This window comes from Latilactobacillus parafuchuensis, from assembly GCF_055271665.1.
Genome location: NZ_CM143875.1, coordinates 1,277,857 through 1,304,283, shown reverse-complemented (window position 1 = coordinate 1,304,283; position 26,427 = coordinate 1,277,857). Strand labels below are relative to the sequence as shown.

General features: G+C 43.1%; 26 protein-coding genes and 1 tRNA gene. 6 read left to right on the top strand and 21 right to left on the bottom strand.

The features are described 5' to 3' along the window. Positions 1-162: 162 nt before the first annotated feature. The 13 genes from ispE to ACVPPQ_RS06390 all read right to left on the bottom strand — a co-directional run bounded on the left by ispE (position 163) and on the right by ACVPPQ_RS06390 (position 12,839). The gene (gene ispE / locus ACVPPQ_RS06450) at positions 163-1,017 is read right to left on the bottom strand and encodes a 4-(cytidine 5'-diphospho)-2-C-methyl-D-erythritol kinase (protein WP_463493423.1); all 855 of its coding nucleotides are present in this window, start codon (positions 1,015-1,017) and stop codon (positions 163-165) included. Between the two features lie 142 nt (positions 1,018-1,159). Continuing rightward, a complete protein-coding gene (locus ACVPPQ_RS06445; RefSeq protein ID WP_081779526.1) occupies positions 1,160-1,636 on the bottom strand; it encodes a MarR family winged helix-turn-helix transcriptional regulator in 477 nt (158 codons plus the stop codon). A 28-nt stretch (positions 1,637-1,664) separates the two neighbouring features. Beyond that, the gene (locus ACVPPQ_RS06440; RefSeq protein WP_463493421.1) at positions 1,665-4,595 is read right to left on the bottom strand and encodes a YhgE/Pip family protein; all 2,931 of its coding nucleotides are present in this window, start codon (positions 4,593-4,595) and stop codon (positions 1,665-1,667) included. Between the two features lie 168 nt (positions 4,596-4,763). Beyond that, on the bottom strand, positions 4,764-5,015 hold the full coding sequence (locus tag ACVPPQ_RS06435; protein ID WP_025082956.1) for a Veg family protein: 252 nt from the start codon (positions 5,013-5,015) through the stop codon (positions 4,764-4,766). 88 nt (positions 5,016-5,103) lie between these two features. Then, a complete protein-coding gene (gene rsmA, locus ACVPPQ_RS06430; protein WP_025082955.1) occupies positions 5,104-5,991 on the bottom strand; it encodes a 16S rRNA (adenine(1518)-N(6)/adenine(1519)-N(6))-dimethyltransferase RsmA in 888 nt (295 codons plus the stop codon). A gap of 1 nt (position 5,992) precedes the next feature. Next, the gene (gene rnmV / locus ACVPPQ_RS06425) at positions 5,993-6,562 is read right to left on the bottom strand and encodes a ribonuclease M5 (RefSeq protein ID WP_463493419.1); all 570 of its coding nucleotides are present in this window, start codon (positions 6,560-6,562) and stop codon (positions 5,993-5,995) included. Then, positions 6,559-7,335, bottom strand: a complete 777-nt coding sequence (locus ACVPPQ_RS06420; protein WP_463493417.1) for a TatD family hydrolase — start codon at positions 7,333-7,335, stop codon at positions 6,559-6,561. The genes rnmV and ACVPPQ_RS06420 overlap by 4 nt, the downstream gene beginning before the upstream one ends. Before the next feature lie 121 nt (positions 7,336-7,456). Beyond that, positions 7,457-9,502 carry a methionine--tRNA ligase gene (metG, locus tag ACVPPQ_RS06415; RefSeq protein ID WP_463493415.1) on the bottom strand — a complete coding sequence of 682 codons (2,046 nt, stop codon included), beginning with the start codon at positions 9,500-9,502 and terminating at the stop codon, positions 7,457-7,459. A gap of 217 nt (positions 9,503-9,719) precedes the next feature. Continuing rightward, entirely contained in the window at positions 9,720-10,565 is an 846-nt protein-coding gene (locus ACVPPQ_RS06410; protein WP_463493413.1) for a DUF72 domain-containing protein, read from the bottom strand. Positions 10,566-10,574: 9 nt separating this feature from the next. After that, the gene (locus tag ACVPPQ_RS06405) at positions 10,575-10,898 is read right to left on the bottom strand and encodes a hypothetical protein (RefSeq protein WP_025082951.1); all 324 of its coding nucleotides are present in this window, start codon (positions 10,896-10,898) and stop codon (positions 10,575-10,577) included. A gap of 19 nt (positions 10,899-10,917) precedes the next feature. Then, positions 10,918-11,421 carry an NUDIX domain-containing protein gene (locus ACVPPQ_RS06400; protein WP_463493411.1) on the bottom strand — a complete coding sequence of 168 codons (504 nt, stop codon included), beginning with the start codon at positions 11,419-11,421 and terminating at the stop codon, positions 10,918-10,920. 149 nt (positions 11,422-11,570) lie between these two features. Continuing rightward, positions 11,571-11,858 carry a chorismate mutase gene (locus tag ACVPPQ_RS06395; protein ID WP_463493409.1) on the bottom strand — a complete coding sequence of 96 codons (288 nt, stop codon included), beginning with the start codon at positions 11,856-11,858 and terminating at the stop codon, positions 11,571-11,573. Positions 11,859-11,876: 18 nt separating this feature from the next. After that, positions 11,877-12,839, bottom strand: a complete 963-nt coding sequence (locus tag ACVPPQ_RS06390) for a hypothetical protein (protein ID WP_463493408.1) — start codon at positions 12,837-12,839, stop codon at positions 11,877-11,879. A gap of 142 nt (positions 12,840-12,981) precedes the next feature. On the opposite strand from ACVPPQ_RS06390, the gene ACVPPQ_RS06385 reads away from it, so the two are divergent. After that, on the top strand, positions 12,982-13,521 hold the full coding sequence (locus ACVPPQ_RS06385) for a dihydrofolate reductase family protein (RefSeq protein ID WP_463493406.1): 540 nt from the start codon (positions 12,982-12,984) through the stop codon (positions 13,519-13,521). Between the two features lie 47 nt (positions 13,522-13,568). Here the strand turns inward: ACVPPQ_RS06385 and ACVPPQ_RS06380 are convergent, their stop codons facing one another. Then, positions 13,569-14,204 carry a pentapeptide repeat-containing protein gene (locus ACVPPQ_RS06380; RefSeq protein WP_025082946.1) on the bottom strand — a complete coding sequence of 212 codons (636 nt, stop codon included), beginning with the start codon at positions 14,202-14,204 and terminating at the stop codon, positions 13,569-13,571. 144 nt (positions 14,205-14,348) lie between these two features. Between ACVPPQ_RS06380 and ACVPPQ_RS06375 the strand changes: the two genes are divergently transcribed. Beyond that, positions 14,349-15,266, top strand: a complete 918-nt coding sequence (locus tag ACVPPQ_RS06375; RefSeq protein ID WP_463493404.1) for an aldo/keto reductase — start codon at positions 14,349-14,351, stop codon at positions 15,264-15,266. Between the two features lie 622 nt (positions 15,267-15,888). Here ACVPPQ_RS06375 and ACVPPQ_RS06370 read toward each other — a convergent pair. Then, positions 15,889-16,686 carry a DNA/RNA non-specific endonuclease gene (locus ACVPPQ_RS06370; RefSeq protein ID WP_463493402.1) on the bottom strand — a complete coding sequence of 266 codons (798 nt, stop codon included), beginning with the start codon at positions 16,684-16,686 and terminating at the stop codon, positions 15,889-15,891. Between the two features lie 3 nt (positions 16,687-16,689). After that, positions 16,690-18,057, bottom strand: coding sequence for an MATE family efflux transporter (locus ACVPPQ_RS06365; protein ID WP_025082942.1), 1,368 nt, complete (start codon positions 18,055-18,057; stop codon positions 16,690-16,692). A gap of 170 nt (positions 18,058-18,227) precedes the next feature. On the opposite strand from ACVPPQ_RS06365, the gene ACVPPQ_RS06360 reads away from it, so the two are divergent. Together ACVPPQ_RS06360 and ACVPPQ_RS06355 are read left to right on the top strand one after the other, a co-directional pair. After that, positions 18,228-18,554 (top strand): type II toxin-antitoxin system antitoxin, encoded by a 327-nt coding sequence (locus ACVPPQ_RS06360; RefSeq protein ID WP_463493400.1) that lies wholly within the window; start codon positions 18,228-18,230, stop codon positions 18,552-18,554. 27 nt (positions 18,555-18,581) lie between these two features. After that, positions 18,582-19,406, top strand: coding sequence for an SPFH domain-containing protein (locus ACVPPQ_RS06355; RefSeq protein ID WP_463493398.1), 825 nt, complete (start codon positions 18,582-18,584; stop codon positions 19,404-19,406). Between the two features lie 445 nt (positions 19,407-19,851). Here ACVPPQ_RS06355 and trpS read toward each other — a convergent pair whose 3' ends face one another. After that, the gene (gene trpS, locus ACVPPQ_RS06350) at positions 19,852-20,868 is read right to left on the bottom strand and encodes a tryptophan--tRNA ligase (protein ID WP_463493396.1); all 1,017 of its coding nucleotides are present in this window, start codon (positions 20,866-20,868) and stop codon (positions 19,852-19,854) included. Between the two features lie 362 nt (positions 20,869-21,230). On the opposite strand from trpS, the gene helD reads away from it, so the two are divergent. Next, a complete protein-coding gene (gene helD, locus ACVPPQ_RS06345) occupies positions 21,231-23,519 on the top strand; it encodes an RNA polymerase recycling motor HelD (RefSeq protein ID WP_463496346.1) in 2,289 nt (762 codons plus the stop codon). Between the two features lie 183 nt (positions 23,520-23,702). On the opposite strand, the gene ACVPPQ_RS06340 is transcribed toward helD, so the two are convergent. The 3 genes from ACVPPQ_RS06340 to ACVPPQ_RS06330 form a co-directional block, all read right to left on the bottom strand. Then, a complete protein-coding gene (locus ACVPPQ_RS06340) occupies positions 23,703-24,230 on the bottom strand; it encodes a dihydrofolate reductase family protein (protein ID WP_463493394.1) in 528 nt (175 codons plus the stop codon). Between the two features lie 76 nt (positions 24,231-24,306). After that, a tRNA-Thr gene (locus ACVPPQ_RS06335) sits at positions 24,307-24,379 on the bottom strand. A 63-nt stretch (positions 24,380-24,442) separates the two neighbouring features. Beyond that, positions 24,443-25,285 (bottom strand): HAD family hydrolase, encoded by an 843-nt coding sequence (locus ACVPPQ_RS06330; RefSeq protein ID WP_463493392.1) that lies wholly within the window; start codon positions 25,283-25,285, stop codon positions 24,443-24,445. Between the two features lie 207 nt (positions 25,286-25,492). Between ACVPPQ_RS06330 and ACVPPQ_RS06325 the strand changes: the two genes are divergently transcribed. Continuing rightward, entirely contained in the window at positions 25,493-25,702 is a 210-nt protein-coding gene (locus ACVPPQ_RS06325; RefSeq protein WP_056950332.1) for a DUF2187 family protein, read from the top strand. A gap of 52 nt (positions 25,703-25,754) precedes the next feature. Here ACVPPQ_RS06325 and ACVPPQ_RS06320 read toward each other — a convergent pair whose 3' ends face one another. Continuing rightward, on the bottom strand, positions 25,755-26,324 hold the full coding sequence (locus ACVPPQ_RS06320; protein WP_463493391.1) for a TetR/AcrR family transcriptional regulator: 570 nt from the start codon (positions 26,322-26,324) through the stop codon (positions 25,755-25,757). Positions 26,325-26,427: the final 103 nt, after the last annotated feature.

The following is a 26,427-nucleotide window of genomic DNA, read 5'->3' as shown; positions in this document are numbered from 1 at the left end:
AATCGCTTTCGCTGCGAAACCCATTTCATGCTTGTTATAACGGGATTCAACCGTCGGAAACCTCCCAATCAGATTAGCCGAACGTTTTGATTTGGCCGCCGCACCACACAAAATGGCTATCATTCCTAAAATTCGGAATAATAGCCATTTTAAGTCAGCTGATTATTTCAGCGGTTGGACCAAATAAACTTCCTTACAAAAACCAGAAATACTATTGTAAACCCGTTGCGCCTTAGACAGCTGGCGACAAACCGCAAACACCGTCGGACCACTACCGCTCATCTGGGCAATCTCGGCGCCAAAAGTTTCTAACCGTTCAATTAAATGTTCAATTTGTGGATAGCGGGCACTCGTGATCGGGGCTAACACGTTATTCATACCCGCAACTAACTGATCAGTGTCCTGGGCCGCAATCGCTTGGACTAATTGCGCCGTGTTCGGTCGCGTTTCAATCTGATCACAATTCAAAGCGCGCAGAATTCTAGGTGTCGAGACACTAATCGCCGGTTTAACCACGACCAACCATAAATTTGGTAATGGCCCTAGCGGTTGAATTTGGTCGCCCTTGCCGGTCACCAAGGCCGTTTCACTGTAAACACAATATGGCACGTCGGAATCAATTTGTAAACCAATTTTGGCTAACTCAGCTTTGGACAACCCCAACTGCCATAATCGGTTCAACCCTCTTAAGACAGCCGCAGCATCGGAACTTCCACCGCCCATACCCGCCGCCACGGGGATGTGTTTTTCGATTTCAATTAACGCACCGGTTTTAATCTGAAACCGGTGTTGTAATAACTTAGCCGCTTGATAGGCCAAATTACGTTGATCTTCTGGAATAAAACCACTCGTCGTTTTAACGATGATATTCGCGGATTTTTGGGCTGTAATCTGAACATAATCAGCCAGGTCAATCGACGTCATCACCATCTGCCATTCATGTTCACCATCTGGATGTTGATAAAGAGCATCTAGGCTTAAATTCAGCTTTGCGGGTGCTTTCTCAATTAATTGCATATTCTTTCACCGTCTACCTAGCATTTAATTGTTTCATTATACTAAGTTCTGACAAAAATGCCAAATCACGTTTAACTTGGCACCCACCAAAAAACAGCACTCAATCCGCAATAGGCCGGATTAGATGCTGCTTTAATTAATTTTACTTTTGTTGTGCTGCTTTAACTTCTTTGGCCATAATCTTATGCCGAAATTCATTCATTAACGCTAACATTTGTTTTGAATTATCGATGCCAAACGTCTCAACCCACGAGGCAAACCGTTGATGAATCTTCGGATTAATCTCATGGACTGTCGCTAAGCCATTCGGTGTTAAGTTTAGAATTAAACGCCGGCGATCGTTAGGATCAATTTCTTGTGTAATATAGTCCAACTTCAAGAGTACCCGAATTTGGCGTGAAATCGCACCGCGCGTGACCCGTCTTTTTCTAGCAATATCAATTAAACTAACCGAACTATCTTCGGCAATTTCTTTCATGATTAAATACTGCTCAAAAGATAAGTGGTACGCTTTGGTTGGTTCTGATACCAAGTCTTCGACATACTTGATGGATGACATATAAAGCTCAATATACTCATCCAGTAATTGACTATCTTCCACAATAATCCCTCGCTTCATTTACTTTCCTTAACTGTAACATAAATGCTTAGGCTTGACTATTTGCAGTTGGCAACAAATGATTTTTGACTTCTTGACCAAATAATCCCATGAAGAAGATGCCACAGAAAATAATGAGGGCGAACAGACTCCCGACTAAATGTTGGCCGGTCCCGTTAATCACTTGTTCTAATCCATTAACCGCATAAGTCCCAGGTAGGAAGAATGCTACGAATCGGTACGTGATTGATAAGAGTTGGCTTTGGAATGGTCCGGCGATCATGATCAATTGGACAAACACTAAAGCAAAGCCCACCAAAACCCCTAACGTTCCGAATAAGCGGTCTAACGCTAAACAAGCTAACGTAAAAGTTGCGGCAATCAGTAGACTTAATACGATGAAAGCCATTGGTTGGGCCACTTCTAAGCCCAACAACTTGGCCACACTCGCAATTAGAATCCCTTGAACCGCAATCACACCCGCCACTGTTAAAATCCGTTTGCGTAATTTACCACTCGTTAAGTTCTCCGTTTGACGATACAACGTTGATTGGGTTAATAAGGCCCCGACAAAGAAAATTAACGTTAAAATCAGTGGTCCATAAACATTGATCAGTTGTTCAAGAGCTGATTTCGTCGTTAATTGCGTCTTAACGGGTTGCATTAAATGATTCACATTTTGCGTACCGGTTGCCAAATTTTTAACTTGTTGACTACCATCTGCTAATTTCACATCCAATAAAGCAATGCCAACCCCCGCTTGATGCATGCCACTATCTAGTTGGGTCGCGCCAGTCGCTAATTGACCCGTCCCGTCATTAATTTGGTTCACACCGGCTAGCAGCGTTGGTGTTTGTTGATTTAACGTCACTAGGCCCGTATTCAATTGACCTGCGCCCGTATTTAATTGTTGGACACCACTCGTTAATTGCGGCGTTTGTTGGTTCAATGTGCTTAGGCCTGTATTGAGTTGACCCGCACCCGTATTCACTTGTTGGATTCCATTGACCAAGGTTGGTGTTTGTTGATTCAAACTGGTTAGGCCTGTATTTAACTGGCTAGCACCGCTATTCAACGCTTGGTTATTCGCTAACAATTGTTGGCTACCCGCTTGCGCAGTGCCCACGCCGTTTGTATAAGCTTGCAACCCAGCGATGAGGCCATTGTTGCCTTGTAACCCATTTTGGAGTTCAACCAGCCCTGCATGAATGGCGTTCGTGGCTTGAATGCCACCCATTGTATCAGTTGTCGTCCCCTGTTGTTTCAAACCAGTATTGACTTCCGCCAAACCAGCTGTTAATTGGTCAATCGCTTGAACCGCACCCGTTAAGGCTGCTGGTGCTTGATCTTTGCTGGCCATCTGCGCAATCGCTTGTTGTAATTGCGCCATGCTGTCGGCAGTCGTTTTTAATTCGGTTGAAACCTCGGTTAATTGTGTGCCGTTATCCGTCATCTTCGCACCCATCGCCCCGATATTGGTTTGTAAAGTTTGCATATTCGCACCAGCTGATTGTAACTGGGCACCCGCTGCCGTTAAATTAGTCCCCGCTGCGGTTGAGATACTTTGTAACTGAGACATCACATCCGGATGGCCTAATAAAAAGACCAAGAAATCAGTGTTACTAGTGGCTAGTTTTTGAAGGGCCTTCAACTGTGTGCCCGCACTCGCGACTTGGCTGGCCACACTGTCGCTTTTAGCCACGTTGTAAACTTTATCGTTAATTTGACTTAACTGACTACCACTATCTTGCAATAGCGCACCCGTTTGTTTGGTATTGTCCGCAATCTTCAATAAATCATTTTCAATCGTGGTCGAACTCGTACTACCACCACTCACTTTTTTATTTAACGTTTGAATGCCTTCATTCAACGCTTGCAGTCCTGCTTTCAATTGGTTCATTTGGGGTTCACTACCGCTAAGGCTCGCATCGATTTTAGCCGATGCTTCCGCTAACTTGGTGCTGAGTTTTTGTGAACCACTTGCTAGTTGATCGACCCCGCCATTCAACGACTGACTGCCCGCCATAATCGACGTATTATTGGCGGTCAATTGGTGTAAGCCACCGTCTAGGGTTGAAACCCCTGCCGTGTATTGGCTAACCCCAGCTGTTAACTGGGTTGAACCGGTTGTCAATTGCTGAACGCCGCTGGCCAATGGCGTCGCACCACTCGCTAGTTGTTGCGTCCCAGCCGCCAATTGGTTTGAACCCGTAGCTAATTGTTGGACACCGCTTTGCAACGGTTGCGTTTGATCCGCTAATTGTTGTAAACCCGTTGCCAGTTGACCACTGCCGGTCGTTAATTGTTGAACGCCGGCTGGTAAAGCGGTCACGCTCGTTGCTAGTTGTTGCGTCCCCGCCTGTAGTTTAACTAAGTTAGTCGCGATTTGCTGACTACCAGAACTAAGTTGGCCGGCTGCCGTATCCAATTGGTCAACCCCTTGGCTCGCCTCAGTCACACCACTGCCTAAAGTCCCAATTGCTTTTAGCAAGGCTTGGTCGTAAGCGATTTGAATGCTTTTGATAATCTGAGTTTGCATTTTTTCAGTGACTTGGTTGGTGATGACACCCGTCAAATAATTATTTTTTTGCGAGGTTGCCACTTGCATCGTGCTGGCTTGTGGTTTTTTATCAAGAACCGTCGTGACGTTTTTTGAAAAACCTTTTGGTAACGTCACGGCCATCACGTAATGGCCGTTCTTTAAATTGGCTTTTGCTTCTTTGGCGCTAACGAATTGCCAATGAACTTGATGATCCTTCGATAATTGCGCTTGAACTTCTTGACCCACATCGACTTTTTTGCCTCTAAACGTCGCAGCTTGATCTTGATTAATTACCGCCACATTTAGATTCTGCGTCGTTGAATTTTGTGCGTGTTTCACGAAATTAAAAATAATAAATAATAACAAGATTGGAATTAAGCAAATCAATGTAATGAAGCCAATCAGCCGTCCCCGATTTGATTTTAAACTTGAAAACATACAATTCTCCTTTTTGTATATGCCATAAACATTTTATACGATATCGCTTTTTTCAGAAAATGTCAATAACTAGTCAACCCGCTTGATTGATAACGTGCCAACACCAACTACAAAAAAACACCCACCAGATTCTGGTGGGTGCATTTAATTCATATTCTATTGTCCAGCCTAAAGCGCAACTGGTTCATCATCAAACTCAATTTCAATTGACTTAGTCAATAAGTCGGCATAGCTGTATGAAACGCGTTCAAACGCATTTTCATCTTGGTCCAAATCAACTACAAAAACTGCGGGAAAGGTCTCTTTAAGAGTGCCTTTCCGTTTTGTTACCTTTTTGCGCCCAGCTTGAGCGACAACCATCAACTTGTCTCCGATGTGTTCATCGAGACCGTTTTTAATATTGGCAAGTGTCGTTGGCATGTACTTCACCTCTTCGAGTAATAGTATAGCACATAAACTGAAATTTTGCAATTATACCATTGCACCAACGTTTTGGCAATTATTTATTCTATTTTTTAGCAAAAATTGACTGTTCGTTTATACAATCACTTAATTGCGCAAATTGTTGAATACTTAACTGTTCAGCCCGCGTACTTGGTGCGATGTCGGCTTGTTCTAAGGCGACTGTTAGCGCTGCTTTAACTTCATCTTGTTTTCCAAATTGATTCTGTAGATTGTTCCAAAGCGTCTTGCGTCGTTGGGCAAAAGCGCCGCGTACCAGTTGGTCAAATAATTCTTGGTTTTCAACCGTGACGAGTGGGGCTTGACGACCGACTAATTCAACGATGGCTGAATCAACATTCGGTTGGGGCATGAACGCCGTCTTTGGCACGATGAAGGCTAATTTAACCTCAGAATGGAGTTGTACGGCAATACTCAATGAACCGTAAGCTTTCGAGCCGGGATCGGCGTTAATCCGTTCAGCGACTTCTTTTTGCATCATTAAGACCATACGATCGATTGGTAAACCAGCTTCGAGTAAATGTAACATAATCGGCGTTGTGATGTAATAAGGCAAGTTGGCCACGATTTTAAGATTATGTTGACCATCAAAATGTTCAGCAATAATCGTTTGTAAATCGGCTTCCAAGATATCTTGATTTAAGACCGTCACGTTATGATAATGGTTCAACGTATCTTTTAAAACGGGCATCAACCGTTCATCAATTTCAAAACTCAATACCTTGTGCGCTTTACGGGCGATTTGTTCCGTTAACGACCCAATCCCGGGGCCAATTTCAATCACGTCATCGTCCTTTGTGATTTCGCCAGCTTCCACAATTTGTTTCAAAATCGTGATGTTGGTTAAAAAGTTTTGCCCTAGACTTTTCTTAAACTTAAAACCGTAACGTTTCAGAATTTTTCTAGTTCGTTCTGGGTTTGCTATGTCTTCCATGTTATTCTCCTAATTCTTCGTTGATTTGTCTGAGTGCTGCACCGAATTCGGCCTGCGTGACTTGGAACATTTTTAAGCGTTTATAGAGTTGTTTGCTGTTGGTATAACCGATATGCAACACTTCGCCCAATAATTCGCGACGGCGTTTAGCGGCTGGTCCGGCAATTAAACCAGCGACCAACAAATCCGATTGACTAATTTGTTCATCTGCATCTTCATCTTGCGTTAATAAGTGGGCTAAGGCCTCGCGAATCGCGGCCGGTTTAGCGTGTTCAATTCCTAAACTGCCACCACTTTTATCCGGTTTAGCTTCTGAACGTGGTAAAAAGGCGTGTTCAACACCCGGCACACTTTGCGAAATAATCTTCCGAATTTTTTCGCCATGAAAATCGGGATCAGTGAAGACAATCACCCCGCGTTTTTCTTGGGCTAACGCAATCTTTTCGACGATTTCATCATTGATGGCCGAACCACGGGTTTCGATCGTATCCACGTCTGGGAAAACTTCTCTTAAGCGTTTTGTATCATCGCGGCCTTCGACCACAATCACTTCTTGAATTGTTTTTTTCATACGGCTCCTAACTTAAATAACTGATGCGCATTGGCGTAGGTCGCCGCCGCAATCTCAGCCGGATCAACATCCCGTAATTGCGCAATCGCTTCGACGACGTACCGGGTATAGCCCGGTTGATTTTGTTTACCGCGGTAAGGCGTTGGGGTTAAATACGGCGCGTCGGTTTCGACTAACATCGTGTCTAACGGACAGATTTTAGCCGCTTCGTGAACGTCATGCGCATTTTTAAAACTAACGACGCCACTGAATGAAATGTGCATGCCAAGGTCCATAAACCGTTTCAACCATTCACTATCGCCGTTAAAGCTGTGAATAATCCCGCCACAATCGCGGACATCATTTTCTTTCAAAATTTGGTACGTCTCTTCTAGCGCATCGCGGGTATGGACCGAGATTGGCATGTTTAATGATTTCGCAATCGCAATTTGTCGCGCAAAAACACGTTGTTGCACATCGCGTGGTGACGTATCCCAATGATAATCCAATCCAATTTCGCCTAACGCGACCACTTCGGGACGTTGTAATTGTTCAATTAAAGTCGCTTCAGTGGCTTTCGTATAGTCCTTAGCGGATTCTGGATGCCAACCGATAATCGCCGACAGGTTAGCGTATTGTTGCGCTAACCGCAGCGCACCGTCATTTAAAACGGTATCTGAACCGACAATGGCCATTTCAACAACGTCTAAAGAAGCGGCTTGTTGGATAAAATCCGCTTCTTGACCAGCATAGGGCGTATCATTTAAATGCGTATGTGAATCAAATATTTGCATGCGACAATCTCCTTACCATTTTTGCTCTAAAATAGGCCCAACCGACACGGTGTCTCCTAGTGGCACACTAGAACAACAACCTTGCCTGATGGCCCTATTTTGGCGTTCTATTTAATCTAGCTTAACCGATTTGCGAACCGTTAACGAGGTTAGCGGGCACAAAGGCTAATTCAACTTGATCACCGTGTTCAGCCGATAGCAACATCCCTTGGCTCAATTCACCACGTAATTTACGGGGTTTCAAGTTAGTGACCGCTAAAACTTTCTGGCCGACTAATTGTTCGAAATCAGGATAAAATTCGGCAATCCCGGAAACGATTTGCCGGTCACCTTCATCGCCTGCATCCAAACGGAACTTCAATAACTTATCCGCCCCTTCAACTTTGGCAACGGCTTTGATTTCAGCAACGCGAATTTCTGATTGATCGAAATCTTCAAACTTAATTTCAGCTTTTTCACTGACTAATTTAGTCGCTTTAGGATCGAAATCATTTTTAGCAGCAGCCTTTTCAGCTTTCGCTTTGACTTTTTCGTTCACTAAGCCGGCTTTTTGAGCCGCCATCATTTGTGCTTTAATATAAGCGACTTCTTCATCTAAATCTAAACGTGGGAAGATTGGCGTCCCTTTAGCGACCACTTGAATGTCACTTGGAAAAGCCCCATACGTTAAATCACGTTGGCTAGCCACATCGAAATCTAACCCTAATTGGGCAAACATTTCGCGTGGTGCGTGCGTCATGACTGGTTGTAATAGGAGCGCGACAATCCGCAAGCTTTCCGCTAAGTGGGCTAAAACACTGTCTAATTCAGTTTTACGGCTGTCGTCTTTAGCGAGGACCCATGGTTGGGTTTCGTCGATATATTTGTTAGCGCGACTGATTAATTGCCAAGCCGCGTCTAGTGCATCTGAGAATTTCAATTGATCCATCAATTGACCATATTGCGCCACAGTCTGTGTCGCGGTCGCTTGTAAATCAGCATCGAATTCAGTGATGTCTGCTTGATAAGCTGGGACTTGACCGCCATTATATTTGTTGATCATCGCAATCGTCCGATTCAACAAGTTACCTAAGTCATTGGCTAAATCGTAATTAATCCGGCTGACGAAATCTTCGGGTGTGAAGACGCCGTCGTTACCGAATGGAATTGCGCGCATTAAGTAATAACGCAAGGCATCTAAACCGTAACGTTCAACCAACATTTCAGGATAGACCACGTTGCCTTTAGATTTAGACATTTTACCGTCTTTCATCATCAACCAACCGTGACCAAAAATTTGCTTAGGCAATGGCAAATCTAACGCCATCAAGAATATTGGCCAATAAATCGTATGGAACCGGACAATTTCTTTGCCAACTAAATGAACGTCTGCTGGCCAATATTTTTGGAATAATGTATCATCGGCTGAACCATAGCCTAAGGCCGTGATGTAGTTGGATAAGGCATCTAACCACACGTAAACCACGTGTTTCGGATTACCCGTCACATGAATCCCCCAGTCAAATGAAATCCGGGAAACGGATAAATCTTCTAAACCAGGTTTAATGAAATTGTTAATCATTTCATTTTTACGAGAAGTGGGTTCAATAAAGTTAGGGTGTTCTTCGTAATATTGCAATAAACGATCCGCATACTTGCCCATCTTGAACTTGTACGTTTCTTCTTCAACGCGTTGGACTTCGTGACCAGATGGGGCTTTGCCGCCAATCATCTTGCCATTCTCATCTTTATAAACTTCGGCTAATTGTGATTCGGTAAAGTATTCTTCATCAGAAACGGAATACCAGCCTTCATATTTACCCAAATAAATATCGCCTTGTGCCAATAATTGATCAAACATTTTTTGAACGGCTTTGATGTGATAATCATCAGTGGTTCGAATAAATTTATCGTTAGAAATTTCAAGGGTTTGCCAGAGTTGCTTAATTTCAGCAGCCATCCCATCCACGTAGGTTTGGGGATCTAAGCCTTTTTCTGCGGCTTTTTGTTCCAATTTCAAACCATGTTCATCAGTCCCCGTTAAAAAGAACACATCAAAACCCATTAATCGTTTGTAACGCGCAATCACATCGGCTGCGATTGTCGTGTATGAGTTACCAATTGTTAATTTACCTGAAGGATAATAAATTGGGGTGGTTACGTAAAAAGTTGGTTTAGTGTCTGCCATATGCTTTCTCCTTAATAAAAAAAAACGAGAATATCGCATATTCTCGAATGTTTTTAATCATCGATATAAGTACCTGAATTATAGCACAAAACGCGCTTCTGAGCTAGTTCCTTCCGTTTAGCTACGAATAGAAAATCATGACCAAAATTCGGTCACAATTTCCTACTCTAGGCTATACTCAGAAACTGACCAGCTCAGTCAACGCTCGATCAGCACTCTAAAATAAGTCTATTTGTTCTGGTGTTTTTGGGGCTAGGTTTTCGAATTTTAAGTTTAATAATTGTTGGAGTTCTAGGGCGTTATCGGCTGCGTCGCCACCTGAATTATTATTAAAAATGACAACCACTTCTTGTGCTTGTGTTTGCAACTGTTGAACTGTTTCAGCCAATTGCGCTAATTCAGTCGCATCATATCGATAAAGCGTCCGCTGTTTGCGCCAAGATGCCCCTGGATTCTGCCAACCAGCCATATTGCGACCGTGCAGGCGGAACATCGCTAATGCTGGATTGGTAACGACTGGTTCTAATGGGACGCTGTTGTTCGGCGTTTGCGCTTCGTCGACAATCACGTGAGTCATTTTTAATTCCGTTAAAAAAGCGTACATCTGCGCTTTAAACGCTGGATCGTACCATGAACTATGGCGAAATTCGACCGCAATCGGCACATCTGGCAACCACGCGCGGATCTGGCGTAAATACTGGCTATTCTCTTGGTTTAATTGGAAATACGGTGGAAACTGAAATAACACCGCCTTCAATTGATGCGCTCGCATTAACGGTTCAATCGACCGGTAATAGCGGGTAAACAATTCCTTTTCAGTGCTAGTCACGTCTTGATAATCAGCTTGCTTGGTCATCGCTTGGTGCGCCTTGACGATAAATTGAAAACTAGGCGGGACCTGTGTCAACCAATTTATACTGACAGTCGGTGCTTGCAAGGCATAATAAAAACTATCAATCTCGACGACCGGTAAGAACTGGGCGTAATCATTTAACGTTAATTGTTTTTTTGCCGGCATCAAACTCGCATGTTCCGACCAAGTTGTTAGACCAATCGTAATCATCACAACCTCCTAAAAGCGTTCAAACCGTTTCACAAATAGTTGTTCTTGCTCGGTAAGATTCTTGAGCGTTTGGATCAATTGTTGTCCGGTCTTCTTATAATTAACCCGAATCCGGTTAATACAAAAATCGATGATCAATAAATAGAGCATTAACATCACGGCATTTTTCTCTGAAAAACTGATTCCAAATAAAATAATTTGGTTGCTCGCGGTAAAGACTTCGATAATCACGTATAGCGAAAATAATTCTTCCACAATCCGCAATAAGCGTAAACTTTGTAATTTCTTCTTTAAGACATTTAAAACCATTAAGGTTTGGTCTTTCGTCATCATTTGGGGCCTCCTAGCGAACTTAATCCACAGGAACTGCTTCAGTCTGTGGAAAAGTTTCAAATCCAATTAATTGATCCTCGTGAAAATCGGTGTAGAACCGATTGACGTGTAATGCGAGTACTTCTGGTAGAATCGCCTTTAAATCGGCCACAACCCCATAATTATTCGGGGCGAGTACCCATTTTTCAGCGTATAATTGTAAAATCCCTTCGCGCGTTCCAACTGGGGAAAAGGGTAATTGAACATGCGGGTCAATTTCGGCCACAAATAAATCAATGCCGTCGATGAATTGTCCATCAATATGCCAGTCTAACCACCCCGTATAATGGAGTTGATATTGGGTCTGGTTCAAACCGGTCTCTTCAAAAATTTCGCGTTGCATCCCTTGCACCACAGTTTCGGACGCTTCACGTTTACCACCAATCCCGTTCCACATCCCCGGATACGGTTTTTTTAGTCGATTTAATAATAGTAGCTCACCTTGATACCGGATAATTGCTAAATTATAACGGCGTTTTGTCACTGATAACCATCCTCACGTTTTGTGAATTAACTCTAGTTTAGCATACTTAGCCTCAAAAACCGTTGGTCGCTTCTTACCGTTTTCAGGCTCACACCAAACAGACCGAAACGAAAAATTCCGCTCAGTCTGTTTGTCATTAATGACGTTGATTAATCTTCGTCTTGGTCTCGAAGCGCTTTGATGGTTTTAACCTGATATTGTTTCGAGATTAAAAATAAATCTTGATATAATTCTTGCATGTAATCCGTTAATTCAGGATCTTGAACGGCGTCTAACCGGCGATCCATGACTTCTTTCTCACGTTGGATATTCGTTAAGCCAATTTTATTTTCATATTTAATTGTCGCAATTTCCTTGGCGACCGATAACCGCGCTTCAAAAAGTTCGGCTAATTGTTGATCGATTGCATCAATCTTTTGACGTTGTTCTTCTAACATGGGTGTACTCCTTCTAAATTAACGCATTGAATAGGGCATCTCAATGCTTTGTAAAAATTCTTGGACCGTTTGATCATAGATTTTTTGGAAATATTCGGGGGTTGCATCTTTGGTGGCGACACTTAGAACGAACGCATTTTGTTGATCACTCTTGCCAATCCCAACATACGCCATTTCATTCGTATCATTGGCTAACAAATGGTCAGAATGTAAAATATCATAGACTTGGCGGACTTCCAAACGTAGTTGGCGTTCGCTGAGCACCGGCGTCAACGTCAATAATTGTTGCACGTTGGTGGCAGCAAAACCTAACGTTTCTAAAATTTGATCAAAAGCGGTCCACAAGTTAACCACCGTTCGACGTAACGCAAACGGTGAATCAATTGTTTTGCGTTGCAATACCTTGTATAACACCTGGGCTTGTGGCAAAGCTTGTGGATAATCGGTGGCCCATTGTTGTAATAGTTGTTGATTCCCGCCTTCAAAGAAGACCAACGCGTCTAAAATCGTGAGAATCCGATAAATAAGCCACCGGTTCTCTGGATCGTCACGCTCTGGCGTCAGGTTATCGCGGAAACCGGCAAGATAAGCTTGTTGCGCTTCAGTATCGACAAAGCCATGCGCCACTTGTTCTTTTTGAATAATCACGTGAACAGCCGCATTGTATAATGTCGTCCCAGTCGCAATCAATTGTTCATCCAATTGTGCATTTTGCGTGGTGACTTCCGTTAACACCTGTGGAAAACCGGTTGATAATAATAGAAGATGTAATAACTCGTGCGACAGTGAATAATCAGCCGCCGTTTGGTCGGTCAATAGAATCGCTAAACTCCCATCATCATTCATCACGCGTTGCGCTTGATCGTGCTTTAAGAAACCAGATGCTTCGTTAGCCACCCGAATTTTAATTTGTTGTGGATAATGGTCTTGTACTTCTGCCAACAAACTTTGAATTGCTGGGGATAAATCTTCATTTGCCAATTTGCATGCTTCCTTCCAACTGTCGCGCAGTATTATCTCACTATCATAAGCTAAATCGGCGTAAATTACCAACCATTCAAAACAGATTAAAGCGCTTTATAATGGTATACTATAACTAATCTAATTGAAGGATGTGTTGATGATGTCAGAACCAAACCCGCGAAAAGTAATTTTATATCTTGCCCAAAGTTTAGACGGCTTTATCGCTGAAGAAGATGGCAGTACCGCTTGGCTGGCCGCTTTAAATTCGGCTGAAGCTGATAATGCGTACCAAGAATTTTACCGCGGTGTAGATACCGTTGTCATGGGCCGCAAGACTTATCAACAATCTCTCCAACGCGCCGGGACTTATCCTTATCAGGAAAAACAAGGTTACGTCTTCTCCAAAACACTTCACGACACCGACGATCGCACAACCGTTGTGGCCGGGAATGTGTCTGAATTCATTCGCCAACTCAAATCAGAACCCGGCCAAAATATTTGGCTCGTCGGCGGTGCCGATATTTTCACCGAATTGTTAAAAGCACAACTTGTTGATGAACTGATCCTAACGATTGCCCCCGTCCTACTCGGCGATGGTGTTTCATTGGTCAGCACCAACTTAACCGATATTCCATTAACGTTGAAACAAACACGCACACTCGGTCAATTAGTTGAATTAACCTATCAAATTGATTATTAGAACAAAAACTGCCCGCATCCTAAATATCTGGATGCGGGCAGTTTTTTTTAGCGTACGTTAATTCTTAAAGCCGACATAATCACCATCGTTTGCGCCGTACTCAACGTCGCACCTTGTAATAGGTCTAACGTAAAGGTCGCCGCATCAAACTGATTTTGACTGAGGTCGATCTTTTTTAAAGAAGTCCGACTAAAATCAACCCGATTCAGGTCATTGCCCGCAAGCGTTAACCATTGCCAATCCACCATGCGAAAACTACTCTCACGCAACCGATTATCCAATAAATCGACGTGCCGTAAGCGGGTCTGATCAAAACTCGTATAATCTGCTTGGCAACCGATGATTGCCGTATCACTCAAACCAGATTCAGCGAAGTTACTCCCCACCAACTGACAATTTTCAAACTGAACGCGTCCGAATGAATTGCCAATCAAGGTACAGTTCAATAAGCCACAGTTTTCAAAAAGAACATCTTGAAAATCACAATTATTAAAATCCACTTGGTTAAACTGAACGTTTTTAAAATGACTGCCCTTAAAATAATTGTAGGACAGAGTCGTTTCATCGACCGTCATATCCGTGACTGCCAGGCCTTCATAGGTTTCTTCTGGTTGCCAATCAATCGTACTCACCGCTTGTAGCGCCGGATTTAACCGGGGTGCTTGTGCTTTTTTATCAGTCATTCAATTGCCTCCCACTTGCTCAATTCAGTATACAAAAATTTCAGCCATTTCACGACCCCTATTTATAATGAAAGCTCTTTCTTTTATTTTACGGCAATAAGTGGTAATTTTAAGATAATACAGTTTAATGAAGGAGTGTTATTTGTGCAAAAAGTCAATGTTGGCGGTAGTGGTTTATTGGGATCCCAAATTGTTTGGGGCGTCATGCGAATTCCAAATTTAAGTGATCAAGAAGCGTTAACGATGCTCGAAACAGCTCATGAACAAGGCATTAATTTCTTCGATAACGCCGATATATACGGTGACGGTGCTTCGGAAGTTAAATTCGGCCAAGCTTTAAAAAATAGCCAAATTAACCGTGATGATATTTTGATTCAAACGAAAGTCGGGATTGGCAAAAAGATGTACGACTTTTCAAAGGAACATATTTTAGAAGCCGTTGATGCGAGCTTACAACGGTTGCAATTGGACCATGTCGATACGTTATTACTCCACCGACCAGATCCATTGATGGAACCAGATGAGATTGCTGAAGCCTTTTTACAATTACAAAACACCGGCAAAGTCCGTCAATTCGGGGTTAGCAATTTTAACCCGATGCAAGTTGATTTATTGCAACAAGCCGTCCCACAAGCCCTCGTTGCCAACCAATTACAGATGAGTTTGATGCACACTGGCATGATTGATTTCGGGATGCACACCAACATGACTGATGCGCGCAGCTTAAATCACGACGGTGGTATTCTTGAATATTCACGACTCACTAACATGACGATGCAAGCTTGGAGTCCTTATCAATACGGTTTCTTCGAAGGGGTCTTTATTGACAATCCGAAATTCCCAGAACTCAACCAACAACTCCAAGCCATCGCCAAAGCCCACGACACGAACAGCAATGCAATTGCCAGTGCTTGGTTGCTCAGAATCCCAGCCAGCCTCCAAGTCGTCGTTGGCACAATGAACCCTAAACGCCTAACTGAAATCTGCGAAGCTGACAAAGTCAAACTAACCCGCAGAGAATGGTACGACCTATACCTAGCGGCGGGCAATGACTTGCCTTAGAGTGTTTTTAGTTGCGGTTAGCAACTGAGCATTAATAAAAATAACGTATTATGACGTTTTTCAGTCATAATACGTTATTTTAGATTAAGCGGAAGTTGTTGCAACTCAAAAACACGTTTTAACTAGAGTGCTGAACAAGCCGGTTAGCTTCTGAGTATAGCCTAAAAGAGGAAATTATGACCGCACTTTGTCATGGTTGCCTCTTTGTAGCTAGACGGAAGAAGCTGGCTTAGGAAGCACGTTTAGAGTGTTTTTAGTTGCGGTTAGCAACTGAGCATTAATAAAAATAACGTATTATGACTGGAAAACGTCATAATACGTTATTTTAGATTAAGCGGAAGTTGTATGTAAAAACACGTTTTGAATATTGAACAAACCGAGTAGCGTCTCGAAAGGCGTCTAGTATGATATTTATTTTCTTAGCAATCCTATTTATTTTGGCACTTTGGACAACCTACCTGTATCATAACAGTCGCAATCAACTCTTTTATATTATCAGTATTACCCTATTCGGCGTTATTGCGATCACACTCGTCCCACTCATTTTTAAATTCTTCTAACCGATAACACCCTTAAAAAAACAGCTCGCCAATCCTAAAATCTGGATTGGCGAGCTGTTTTTTTAATTCGTATATCGATTGCCTTGATACTGATCAGTGACCGTCATTGATTGATCGACCCGCCCACGACCGGTAACGTAATCGAATTGCATTTTGGGTTCCACGTTCCAGACATAGACGTTAAAGTTCAACGTCTTGTCGGTTGAAATCGCCTGTAACCAATACCCGCGCGGCATTAATTCTGAACCGCGAAAAACGGTAGTCACTTGGTAAATGACCTTTTTATGCTTAATCAACGCTTGGCGCACCTGATCTTCAAAAATCTGCATCGTTCGCTGATTACTAAACTCAGTTTGAGTTGCTAAATTTTTAGGATTATCACTGCTCCCTAGTTGGCCTTGTTGATACTGACCATCTTGATTTAAGTTGAACGTGATGGCATAGGCGATTAAATGCCCCCGACTTTGTGGAAAGACTTGTTTCCCGTCAATTCTAACTGGTTGATTGTGCCAACCAGTTGGGCGCCAGTTCTGCCGACCACGGGTATTCGAACGCCCTAAGTTCCGATCCGACAGATAGGCAGTATTCGTCGTGGTGCGGTTCAATTGATCCAGCGCCCCATAGTCGATCTTCTCCGTCTGCCACGCGGCCGGTTTCAAGGTTGATTGATTCTCATTAACCACTTGATACGCCTGATCATCGGCTTTAAAAGTTTGCTTGGCTAAAGTCGTGGCGTCGCTCGCTTGCGTTGTGGTCGTTGATGAAGCTGATTGACTCGTTTTACTTGGTGCTTGAACTTGGCACCCGCTTAGTAATAACCCCACCGCGGTGATTGCCCCAACAATCCATCGTTTATTCATTCGTTACTCCTCTGGCGTACTGCGATCCGGATCAATTTTTTCCGCCCGCTGTTTTAATTTGCGCATCGTTTTGAAATAGGAACTGAATAAGACCAGACACGACCCAATCCACGCTAATGGGTTGGCTAGACTCGCCCCGGTGAAGCCCATCGTCCGCACAAGAATGATCCCGGCAAAAATCCGCATTAATAATTCGGCAATCCCCGCCAAGGTTGGCATAAAGCTTTGGCCCAAGCCTTGGAGTGTGTACCGAATACCAAAGAGAATCGCTAAAATAAAGTAACAACTACTATTAAAGCGGAAATAAATTTGCGCTAAATCGGTGACGTGCGGTTGTTGATTACCGATAAATAGATTAACGAGTGGCCGGCCAAACGTGATAATTAACGCGCCCATCACTAAGCTGAAAATAATCGAAACCGCCAACGTCTGCTGTACCCCTTTGCTAATTCGGTGGTACTGGCGTGCCCCATAATTTTGAGCGGCATAGGTCGCCAACGTAATCCCAAAGGAATTGCCGACTTGGGTGGCCAGTTGATCAATCTTGCCAGCGGCCGTATAAGCGGCGACCGCGCTGGCGCCTAACGTGTTCAACATGATTTGTAAGACAATCGACCCAATCGCAATAATTGACGATTGAAACCCCATTGGTAAGCCGACTTTGAGATGTTCGTTGATGTCTTTGCGGGTAATTTTAAAATCTTTACGCCGTAACACTAACACCGGAATATGCCGATAGATGTACATCAAACACAATAAGGCTGCAATGACTTGCGCCGAAACTGTCGCGTAACCGGCCCCTTCAACGCCCATATGGAAGCCTAAGATGAAGATGAAATCAAAGACGATATTGATTAGCACCCCAATCACTAAGAAGAACAATGGTGTCCGACTATCGCCGAGTGCCCGAATCATATTCGACAGTAAATTAAAGGCCATCGACGCGATAATGCCAGCGAAAATAATTGTAATGAATTTCTGGGCATCGACGATAATACTCGCCGGTGTTTTCATGATGACTAGGATATGTCGCGCAAAAATCACACTAATAATCGTCAGAATGATTGAAATCACAACGCTAATCACGATACTGGTCGCAAAACTGCGTTTAACCCCTTTAAAATCTTGCGCACCGTACCGTTGAGCAGTTAATATTGATAAACCCGCGGTCGTCCCCGTACAAAAACCGATGATTAACATATTCAAACCACCCGTTGATCCCACGGCGGCTAACGCATTAACCCCAATTATCCGCCCCACAATTAACGTATCAATCACACTATATAGTTGTTGAAAAATATTGCCAATCAATAGCGGTACTGTGAATAGAATAATTAATTTAAGCGGGTTCCCCTTCGTTAAATCGTGCATTGTTAATCTCCTTCATGACCTAATTATCTTTTAGCTTACTGGAAAACCAACAAAATACAAGAGCGTTTCCACAATTAATGACGCAAATCTAAAATTAAAATTGCGAACGGTTGCATATTTAATATCAATTTGATATCATGATATCAAGGTGATATTAAGGAGGTCTAATCTTGAGTGATGAAAAGAAACGATTTCTACTGCGTCTCGATCAACAACTATATGATCAATTATCACAGGCGGCAGATCAGGAGAATCGCAGTATCAATGCACATATCGTAACGATTCTGCACAAAGCAACGCAAGGCGATAACTTTGAACAACGCCAGATTATCGGCCAAGTGATTAACGGCGCTCAAATCAACGCGGATAACGGTCTGGTGACGGTCACGGGGATTTATTATCGGTATCTGATCAGTGATAATTCACCGGTCGAACCGACAAGCCGATACGCGGTCGTCGATGCTGTGGGGAACATTCTAACGTTACAAAAAATTTAGCAACATCTCTTGGAGGAGGAATTTATTATGGTATTAGGGATTAAGATTATTCCACAAAACAACTTAGGTCTAATTGAAACTTTGGGGAAATACGGACGGAGTGTTGAATCAGGGTTACAATTTTACATACCCATTATTCAAAAAGTCCGCAAAGTCAGCTTGGCCATGCGCCCACTTTCACTGCCTAATTATTCAATCATTACGAAAGATAATGCAGACGTTTCAGCTAGCGTGACGCTCAACTATCACGTGACCGATGGCGTTAAATATCAATACGAAAATACGGATTCCGTTGAATCAATGGCCCAACTCGTTCGTGGTCATTTACGGGATATCATTGGTCGGATGGATTTAAATGAAGCGCTTGGTTCGACCGCTAAAATTAACCAGGAACTTGCGATGGCGATTGGCGATTTAACCAATACTTACGGGATTAACGTCGATCGGATTAATATCGATGAATTGACCCCTTCTAAAGCGATTCAAGAAGCGATGGACAAACAATTGACTGCCGATCGTGAACGGGTCGCAACGATTGCTAAGGCCGAAGGGGAAGCCAAATCAATCGAATTAACCACCAAGGCTAAAAATGACGCCTTGATGACCACGGCTAGAGCAGAAGCCGATGCGACTAAAACCCGCGCCGATGCCGAACGTTACCGGATTGATACCGTTCAATCTGGTTTAGCGAACGCCGATACGAAGTATTTCCAAAACCAATCAATCAACGCCTTTGCTGATTTAGCGAAATCATCTGCTAACTTAGTCGTCGTCCCAATTGACGATGCCTCTGAATTCGGTAAATTACCAGTTGTTGGTAAATTGTTGGATAAAGGGTTGAAACAGTTTTAATTAACATCAGACAAAAATAGCGTTGCCTAGATTCTTTACGAATACTAGGCAACGCTATTTTTAATGTGGTACTAGCTGAAACGTGCTTCCCGAGTAGTCTTTTCCGGTTAACGACAGAACCAAAATCATGGGTAAAAACACCCATAATTTCGGTTCCTAGGTTAATCCTCAAAACCTGACCAACTCGAATCAACACTCTGGCCGAAACGTGTTTCTGAGTTGCAACAACTTCCGCTTAATCTAAAATAACGTATTATGACTGAAAAACGTCATAATACGTTATTTTTATTAATGCTCAGTTGCTGATCGCAACTAAAAACACTCTAACTAAAACGTGCTTTCAAGCCAGCTTCTTCCGTCTAGCTACAAATCGCAAATCATGACTCAACCCGTCATAATCCGCGATTTTAGGCTATACTCAGAAGCTAACCGGCTTGTCAGCACTCTAACCGAAGTAGTTAATGCCCATTGCTGCTCTAACTTCTTTTAGCGTTTGTTCTGCGACTGCGTTGGCTTTCTTGCTGCCTTCTTCTAACATCTTGTAAACCGCAGCTGGATCTTTTTCAAATTTAGCGCGACGTTCACGGATTGGTGCGAATTTTGCTTGTAAGACTTCGTTTAAGTAACGTTTAATCTTCACATCGCCTAACCCACCGGCTTGGTATTGTACTTTCAATTCGGCGACTTGATCAATATCTTCGTCGAAAGCGTCTAAATAAGTGAAGACCGTGTTGCCTTCAATATGCCCTGGATCTGTCACTTTAATGTGCAACGGATCAGTGTACATCGACATGACTTTCTTCTCGAGCGTTTCAGCATTGTCCGATAGATAAATCGCGTTGCCCAATGATTTACTCATCTTGGCATTGCCGTCTAACCCAGGTAAGCGACCTTCGCCCTTAGGTGGGAACACGCCTTCTGGTTCAACTAAAATTTCTTGACCATACACGTTATTAAACGTCCGCACGATTTCACGCGTTTGTTCCAACATTGGTTCTTGATCGTCACCAACTGGGACCGTTGTCGCTTTAAAAGCCGTGATATCGGCAGCTTGGCTCACAGGATAGATTAAGAAACCAGCTGGAATACTTTGTTCAAAATTCTTTTGTTGGATTTCAGCTTTGACGGTCGGATTACGTTGCAACCGTGACACTGACACTAAGTTTAAATAATGCATCGTTAATTCACTCAACGCTGGGATTTGTGATTGGACAAAAATCGTTGATTTAGCGGGATCAATCCCGACTGACAAATAATCCAAAGCGACTTGGAAAAGGCTGTTCCGAATTTTTTCAGGATCACGCGCATTGTCGGTTAACGCTTGTTGATCGGCAATCATAATAAACGTTTCGTAATCCCCTGAATTTTGCATCGTCACACGATTGCGTAATGAACCGATATAATGCCCAATGTGGAGCTTGCCAGTTGGTCGGTCACCTGTTAAAATAATCTTCTTTGTCATAATGATTTCCTCCAATATTCATTTATCAACTAAAAAAAGCGTCCTAATTGTTGTTCACAATTAGGACGCTAACACGTGGTACCACCTAAATTGCACGAAAAAATCGTGCCACTCATGCGATAAGGGCGCTACCCGAATTGGTTTATCGCCAATTCCTGATTAAAGGGCCATTCATTAGTTTGAATCTGGCGACTTCTCAGTATCGTCGCTTCCTGTTCAAAAGAGCAAACTAATTACTTATCCTTTACACTGTCTGTTGAATTAATGTCATCTTAACGAACTTTAACTAAAATGTCAATCGGTCGCTTTTTGAGACAAAGGCGACTATAATATAAAAACTAACTAATCGGAGGCCAACCATGATTGAAGCCAATACCAAAGCAGACGAACAACGACGCGTGACTATCACGACGACTCAAATTAAACAGCGCTTAGCCACCATCAACCAGCAACTGGCCAATGCTGCTAACGAAACCCAAGATATCGAACAACGCTACGGCGATAATACCAAAATCAATATTACCGAAGTTGATGACCGGATGGAAACCAACGCCGCCGTTCAACAACAAAAGCAATTAGTCGCGGCTGCGGTTGAAAACGAAAAATTATTAACCAGTCAACAACAACGATTAACTGATTTAGCCGACTCACCGTATTTCGGTCGGATTGATATCACCGAAGACGGTGAAGCCGAATCACTCTACATCGGTACAGCGACTTTTATGAATGAAGACGATGAATTCCTAGTCTATGATTGGCGTGCACCGATTGCCAGTATTTATTATAACGGGACTTTAGGACCGGTTGCCTACGAAACACCCATGGGCCCCATGACGGTGGATTTAACTCTCAAGCGGCAGTTTAAAATTAAGGCCGGTCAAATTGAACACCTTTTTGACACCAACGAAACTGTCGGGGATGAATTGTTACAAGCCGTCTTGGGCCAACAAAGCGACGAATACATGCAAAACATCGTCGCCACGATTCAAAAGGATCAAAACGACATCATTCGCGACACAACCGCTGATCTATTAATCGTCCAAGGGGTCGCCGGGAGTGGTAAAACATCCGCCGTTCTCCAACGAATTGCGTATCTACTGTACCACAGTCGCGACCAACTCGAAGCCGACCAAATGGTGTTGTTCTCGCCTAACCGCTTATTCAGTCATTACATTTCAGAAGTCCTCCCCAGTTTAGGCGAAAAGAATATGCGCCAAGTCACGATGGCTGAATTTCTCAGTCACCGTTTCGCGGGACTCCAAGTTGAGAACCTCTTTAACCGGTTTGAAAAAGACCAAACCAATTTCCCCGAATTAACGCAAGCAATGCGCCGCTTTAAGGAAAGTGCCGGCTTTATGCAGGCCATTCAAACCTACGTCAGACAAGTTTCCAATCAACCGTTAGCGTTTAACGACCTTTATTTCGAAGACCGGCCGTTCTTCACCAAAGACCAAATCAATGCAATTTATATGGCCTTACCGCACAACATGTTGCCGGGTGATAAATTTCTCGCGACTAAAAGCACTTTGATTCAACGGTTAAAACGGCAAATTAACTTAGAAGTTCAACTCGATTGGGTCGCCGACCGGATTGATGGGTTAACCAACGATGCGTACCGCGCGATTATTGGACAACGCGAGTTTGCTTCTGGCGACGATGAACAAGCTTTTATTGCCCGGGAAATTGTGAAAGCTCATTTTGATGATTTATATACGGCAATTTATAACGACTATTTCTTAGATGTCTATACGGAATACCAACAATTCTTAGCGACAGCTTGTCCCTCAGAAATGCCAGCCAATGTTTGGCAAGCGATGATTGACCAAGCCGCCCAAAATAACGAACGCCACTTAGTCGGTCTCAGCGATGCGGCACCCATTCTCTATCTACGTGACTTGTTGACTGATAGTGGTCAAAATCACGGGATTCAATACCTGTTCATTGATGAGATGCAGGATTATAGCATTGCGCAGTTCATCTATATTCACCATGCTTTTCCCAACGCGAAACTAACCGCCTTGGGGGACTATGCGCAGGATATTTTCACCGCTAGTTATCAAAACGGTCATTTTATTGACCAGTTAACGGCGGCGTTCCCGCAACTGAAGTTAAATCAAATTCAGTTAACTAAGAGTTACCGAGCGACTGCCCCGATTACTAACTTCGCCAAAGCATTATTACCACCTGAGACCGCATTACAGGCTTTCAGTCGGGACGGCCGCTTACCACGGGTCATCACAACGACCAACACAGACAGCCACGCCGCACTCGTTCAGGAACTCTTTCGACTCCAACAAACCCATGCGACCATCGCGATTCTAACCAAGAATCAACAAACAGCGCATCAATTGTACGCCAGTCTGACCCCTGATGAACAAGTCACTTTAATTGAAGACACAACCCGTAGCTTGCCTAAAGGGATTTTAATTTTACCGTTATACCTCGCCAAAGGCCTTGAATTCGACGCGGTTGTCGGTTACGACGTTTCAGCGACGACCTTCAATCAAGCCAGCGATCGCGATTTACTCTACACATTAATTACCCGGGCAATGCATGACATTACAATTGTGGGGATTGGCCAAATTAGCCCATTGATTAGTCAATTACCGGCAACGTTGTATGAAATCGACTCACCACTACTCGCACATTAAAAAGAGACTGTGACATAAGTTTTAGTATTCTGATATTAAGCGAACTTCTTTCCTCTACGCACGCCAGAACTCATCAATTTCCGTTCAAATCAAAAAATCGTCTATCCTTAGTTCGGGATAGGCGATTTTTCAACTTGATACTCAATTGATAACCGAGTTCTGTCACAGCTTGTTTTTACTAGCTTATTTTTTAACCAACGTCATTTCTGTGTATTGACCCATCTTGACGACGGACACTAATTCGAATTGGATTTGCTGGTCGAGTGCTTCGAATAATCGGTAACCACCACCCAATAGAATCGGTGCCACTTGAATAATCATTTTATCCAATTGTTGATTTGCGATTAGTTCAGTCACAATCCGACCGCCGCCGACAATCCACAGATCTTGCCCCGGTTGGTTTTTAAGACTTTTGACCAATTCAGTCGGGGTCCGCGTTGGTACCTGAATCTGTGCAGAGGCTTGTGGTAGCGGTCGCGACGTGTATACGTAATTCATCAGTTCTGGGTATGGATATTCTGCGAATTGACTAACCACGTAATCAAAACTATTCCGGCCGATAATCAACGTATCAATGGTCGCCATAAAATCAGTGTAAGCTTGATTAATCGCATCGGGAACCTCAAACTTCTCCAACCAATCAATCTGTTGATCCCGATCGGCTAAATAACCATCTAACGAAATGGCACCATAAAAAACGGCTGAACGCATAACAATTCCTCCTAAATGGGTTAAAAATAGGCCGCAACTCTCACTAAAAAGTTGCGACCTATTTTTTACTTCTATAAGCTGTTTATCGGATTTGAACCGACGACCCCCACCTTACCATGGTGGTGCTCTACCTGCTGAGCTAAAACAGCATTATCACGGCTCGTTTAACACCGTGATAATAGTATAACCAAAAATAAAAAGCGGGTCAACCCTTATAAACCAACTTCCGTATTCGGAATTTCTAAGTTGAATTGTTGTTGTAAAAAGCGCGCCACTCCATCGTTATTATTCGTTTCAGTCACGTAGTTGGCAACTGCTTTGACTTCGGGTAATGCATTGCCCATCGCCACACTATATTTAGCTTCTTGGAGCATCCCTAAATCGTTTTGCCCATCCCCAAAAACAAATGTGTGATCAGCATCAATGCCGTGCAACGTTTGAATTTGCCGAATCGCGGTCGCTTTATCGATATTTTTCGGAATCAATTCAATATTATTCGGTCCCGAAGAGGAAATACTCATCACATCTTGGTCAATTAACCGTTGACGAGCAGTCGCCAGTGCGGTTGGCGTCCCACGGCTAATAATAATCCCATTGGTAATCTGATCGCTCAAATTCATCAACATATCCAAATCAGTGACGGCATCGTAACTAATTTCAGCACCCATACTCGTTAAATTTCCCGCATCCCGCGCCACAAATCGGGGGATTTCTTGTGTATAATAAGCCGAATCGGTCGTGAAAAAATGAGCCGATAACGTCGTGTCAGCTTGCGCCGCTTCATAAGCCGCTTTTAAGGCCGCCTTACCAAGCCGCTTTTTTCTCAACTGATTCTGATCTTCAAAAACCGCCCCATTCGAAGCGACGATTCGGACCTCATCATTAATCTGACGAGCTATCACTTTGCCTAAATTATATAACCGGCCGGTCGCGATGTAAAAAATGACATCCCGTTGTTGTAACGTTCGAATCACCTGTTTGGTAAAAGGCGTTACGATTTGGTGGTCAACCACTAAAGTCCCATCAATATCTGAAAAAATTAAATAAGGTTCCATATTAACTCCCCGCGTCCATTTTTTGTAACCGGTAACACAGGTCTATTTTAGCTTATTTAGACCCTGATTTAAATAGCCCCTACTGATTAATTTTGAATTTAAGCGCTATTAATCCAATTCCTGCATGATATAGCTTGCTATTTAATCCCGCATAGTTTATTATCACCTTATTTGGTAATTTTAATTAAGTCTAAAGGAGTTTTTAAAATGGATAAAGAAAGCCTCAATATCGGCGATGTGGTCACTGGTAAAGTGACCGAAGACATGGACGCTCCTTTTACTGGGACCGTTGAAAAAGTTTACGAAAATTCAGCCCTCATTAACATTACGGATTTCGATCCCGCTGATAAAACGAATGTTTCTGAATTGAATAACAAGTTAGTGGTCAATTTAAAACAATTAACCGCCGCTAAATAAAAAAACGACTAATCCGGACTGGATTGGTCGTTTTTTTATTTGGCCATATTTTTTAAATATAATCGATTGCTTCGCCGACCGCTAATGAACTAACTAACAGCTGATCGACTAGCGTGTTCAACGTTTCCGAATCGACTGTCGCCTGACGCATCGCGGTGTGCAAAATCCCGATAATCCCCCAACAACAGTAGTTTAGAATAAACGGCGCCATTTGTGGCTCTTTAAACGCAATCACCCGTTGGCCTTCATCAATCGTCATTTTGACCAATTTATTCATCAATTCCGAATCCGGATTCTGACACAAAACGCCCAAGAGCCGCTGATGTTCAGTCACGTATTGCATAATCATCTTAAAATACGCTTGGCCCGTTGATAATTCATGATCAGCGGTCGTAAACGTGGTTAAGGCCTGTTGAAATTGAACAATCACCTGATCTTCGGTCTGCCGTAATAAATCATAGATATCCGTGTAGTGTAGGTAAAAAGTCCGCCGATTGATATCGGCGGCTTCGGCGAGTTCCCGAATCGTAATCTCGTTAATCGGCTTTTGCGCCATGAGACTAATAAACTGATTTAAAATCGCTGTTTGGGTTTTACGTGCGCGCCGATCGACATTCACCATCAAAAAGAACTCCTTTTACACCACAATTAGGTTGATTGTGTGCATTATAACACAATTACGCCTATTCTGATGATTGTTTCGCCCAGCAAACTTTCTTATAGTT

Coding starts and splice junctions, on each gene's coding strand:
- ispE (WP_463493423.1), bottom strand. CDS start 1,017: ATGCAATTAATTGAGAAAGCACCCGCAAAGCTGAATTTAAGCCTAGAT.
- ACVPPQ_RS06445 (WP_081779526.1), bottom strand. CDS start 1,636: ATGAAGCGAGGGATTATTGTGGAAGATAGTCAATTACTGGATGAGTAT.
- ACVPPQ_RS06440 (WP_463493421.1), bottom strand. CDS start 4,595: ATGTTTTCAAGTTTAAAATCAAATCGGGGACGGCTGATTGGCTTCATT.
- ACVPPQ_RS06435 (WP_025082956.1), bottom strand. CDS start 5,015: ATGCCAACGACACTTGCCAATATTAAAAACGGTCTCGATGAACACATC.
- rsmA (WP_025082955.1), bottom strand. CDS start 5,991: ATGGAAGACATAGCAAACCCAGAACGAACTAGAAAAATTCTGAAACGT.
- rnmV (WP_463493419.1), bottom strand. CDS start 6,562: ATGAAAAAAACAATTCAAGAAGTGATTGTGGTCGAAGGCCGCGATGAT.
- ACVPPQ_RS06420 (WP_463493417.1), bottom strand. CDS start 7,335: ATGCAAATATTTGATTCACATACGCATTTAAATGATACGCCCTATGCT.
- metG (WP_463493415.1), bottom strand. CDS start 9,502: ATGGCAGACACTAAACCAACTTTTTACGTAACCACCCCAATTTATTAT.
- ACVPPQ_RS06410 (WP_463493413.1), bottom strand. CDS start 10,565: ATGATTACGATTGGTCTAACAACTTGGTCGGAACATGCGAGTTTGATG.
- ACVPPQ_RS06405 (WP_025082951.1), bottom strand. CDS start 10,898: ATGATGACGAAAGACCAAACCTTAATGGTTTTAAATGTCTTAAAGAAG.
- ACVPPQ_RS06395 (WP_463493409.1), bottom strand. CDS start 11,858: ATGTTAGAAGAACAACGTCAAAAGATTGATGCAATCGATCAACAATTA.
- ACVPPQ_RS06385 (WP_463493406.1), top strand. CDS start 12,982: ATGTCAGAACCAAACCCGCGAAAAGTAATTTTATATCTTGCCCAAAGT.
- ACVPPQ_RS06380 (WP_025082946.1), bottom strand. CDS start 14,204: ATGACTGATAAAAAAGCACAAGCACCCCGGTTAAATCCGGCGCTACAA.
- ACVPPQ_RS06370 (WP_463493402.1), bottom strand. CDS start 16,686: ATGAATAAACGATGGATTGTTGGGGCAATCACCGCGGTGGGGTTATTA.
- ACVPPQ_RS06365 (WP_025082942.1), bottom strand. CDS start 18,057: ATGCACGATTTAACGAAGGGGAACCCGCTTAAATTAATTATTCTATTC.
- ACVPPQ_RS06355 (WP_463493398.1), top strand. CDS start 18,582: ATGGTATTAGGGATTAAGATTATTCCACAAAACAACTTAGGTCTAATT.
- trpS (WP_463493396.1), bottom strand. CDS start 20,868: ATGACAAAGAAGATTATTTTAACAGGTGACCGACCAACTGGCAAGCTC.
- ACVPPQ_RS06340 (WP_463493394.1), bottom strand. CDS start 24,230: ATGCGTTCAGCCGTTTTTTATGGTGCCATTTCGTTAGATGGTTATTTA.
- ACVPPQ_RS06330 (WP_463493392.1), bottom strand. CDS start 25,285: ATGGAACCTTATTTAATTTTTTCAGATATTGATGGGACTTTAGTGGTT.
- ACVPPQ_RS06325 (WP_056950332.1), top strand. CDS start 25,493: ATGGATAAAGAAAGCCTCAATATCGGCGATGTGGTCACTGGTAAAGTG.
- ACVPPQ_RS06320 (WP_463493391.1), bottom strand. CDS start 26,324: ATGGTGAATGTCGATCGGCGCGCACGTAAAACCCAAACAGCGATTTTA.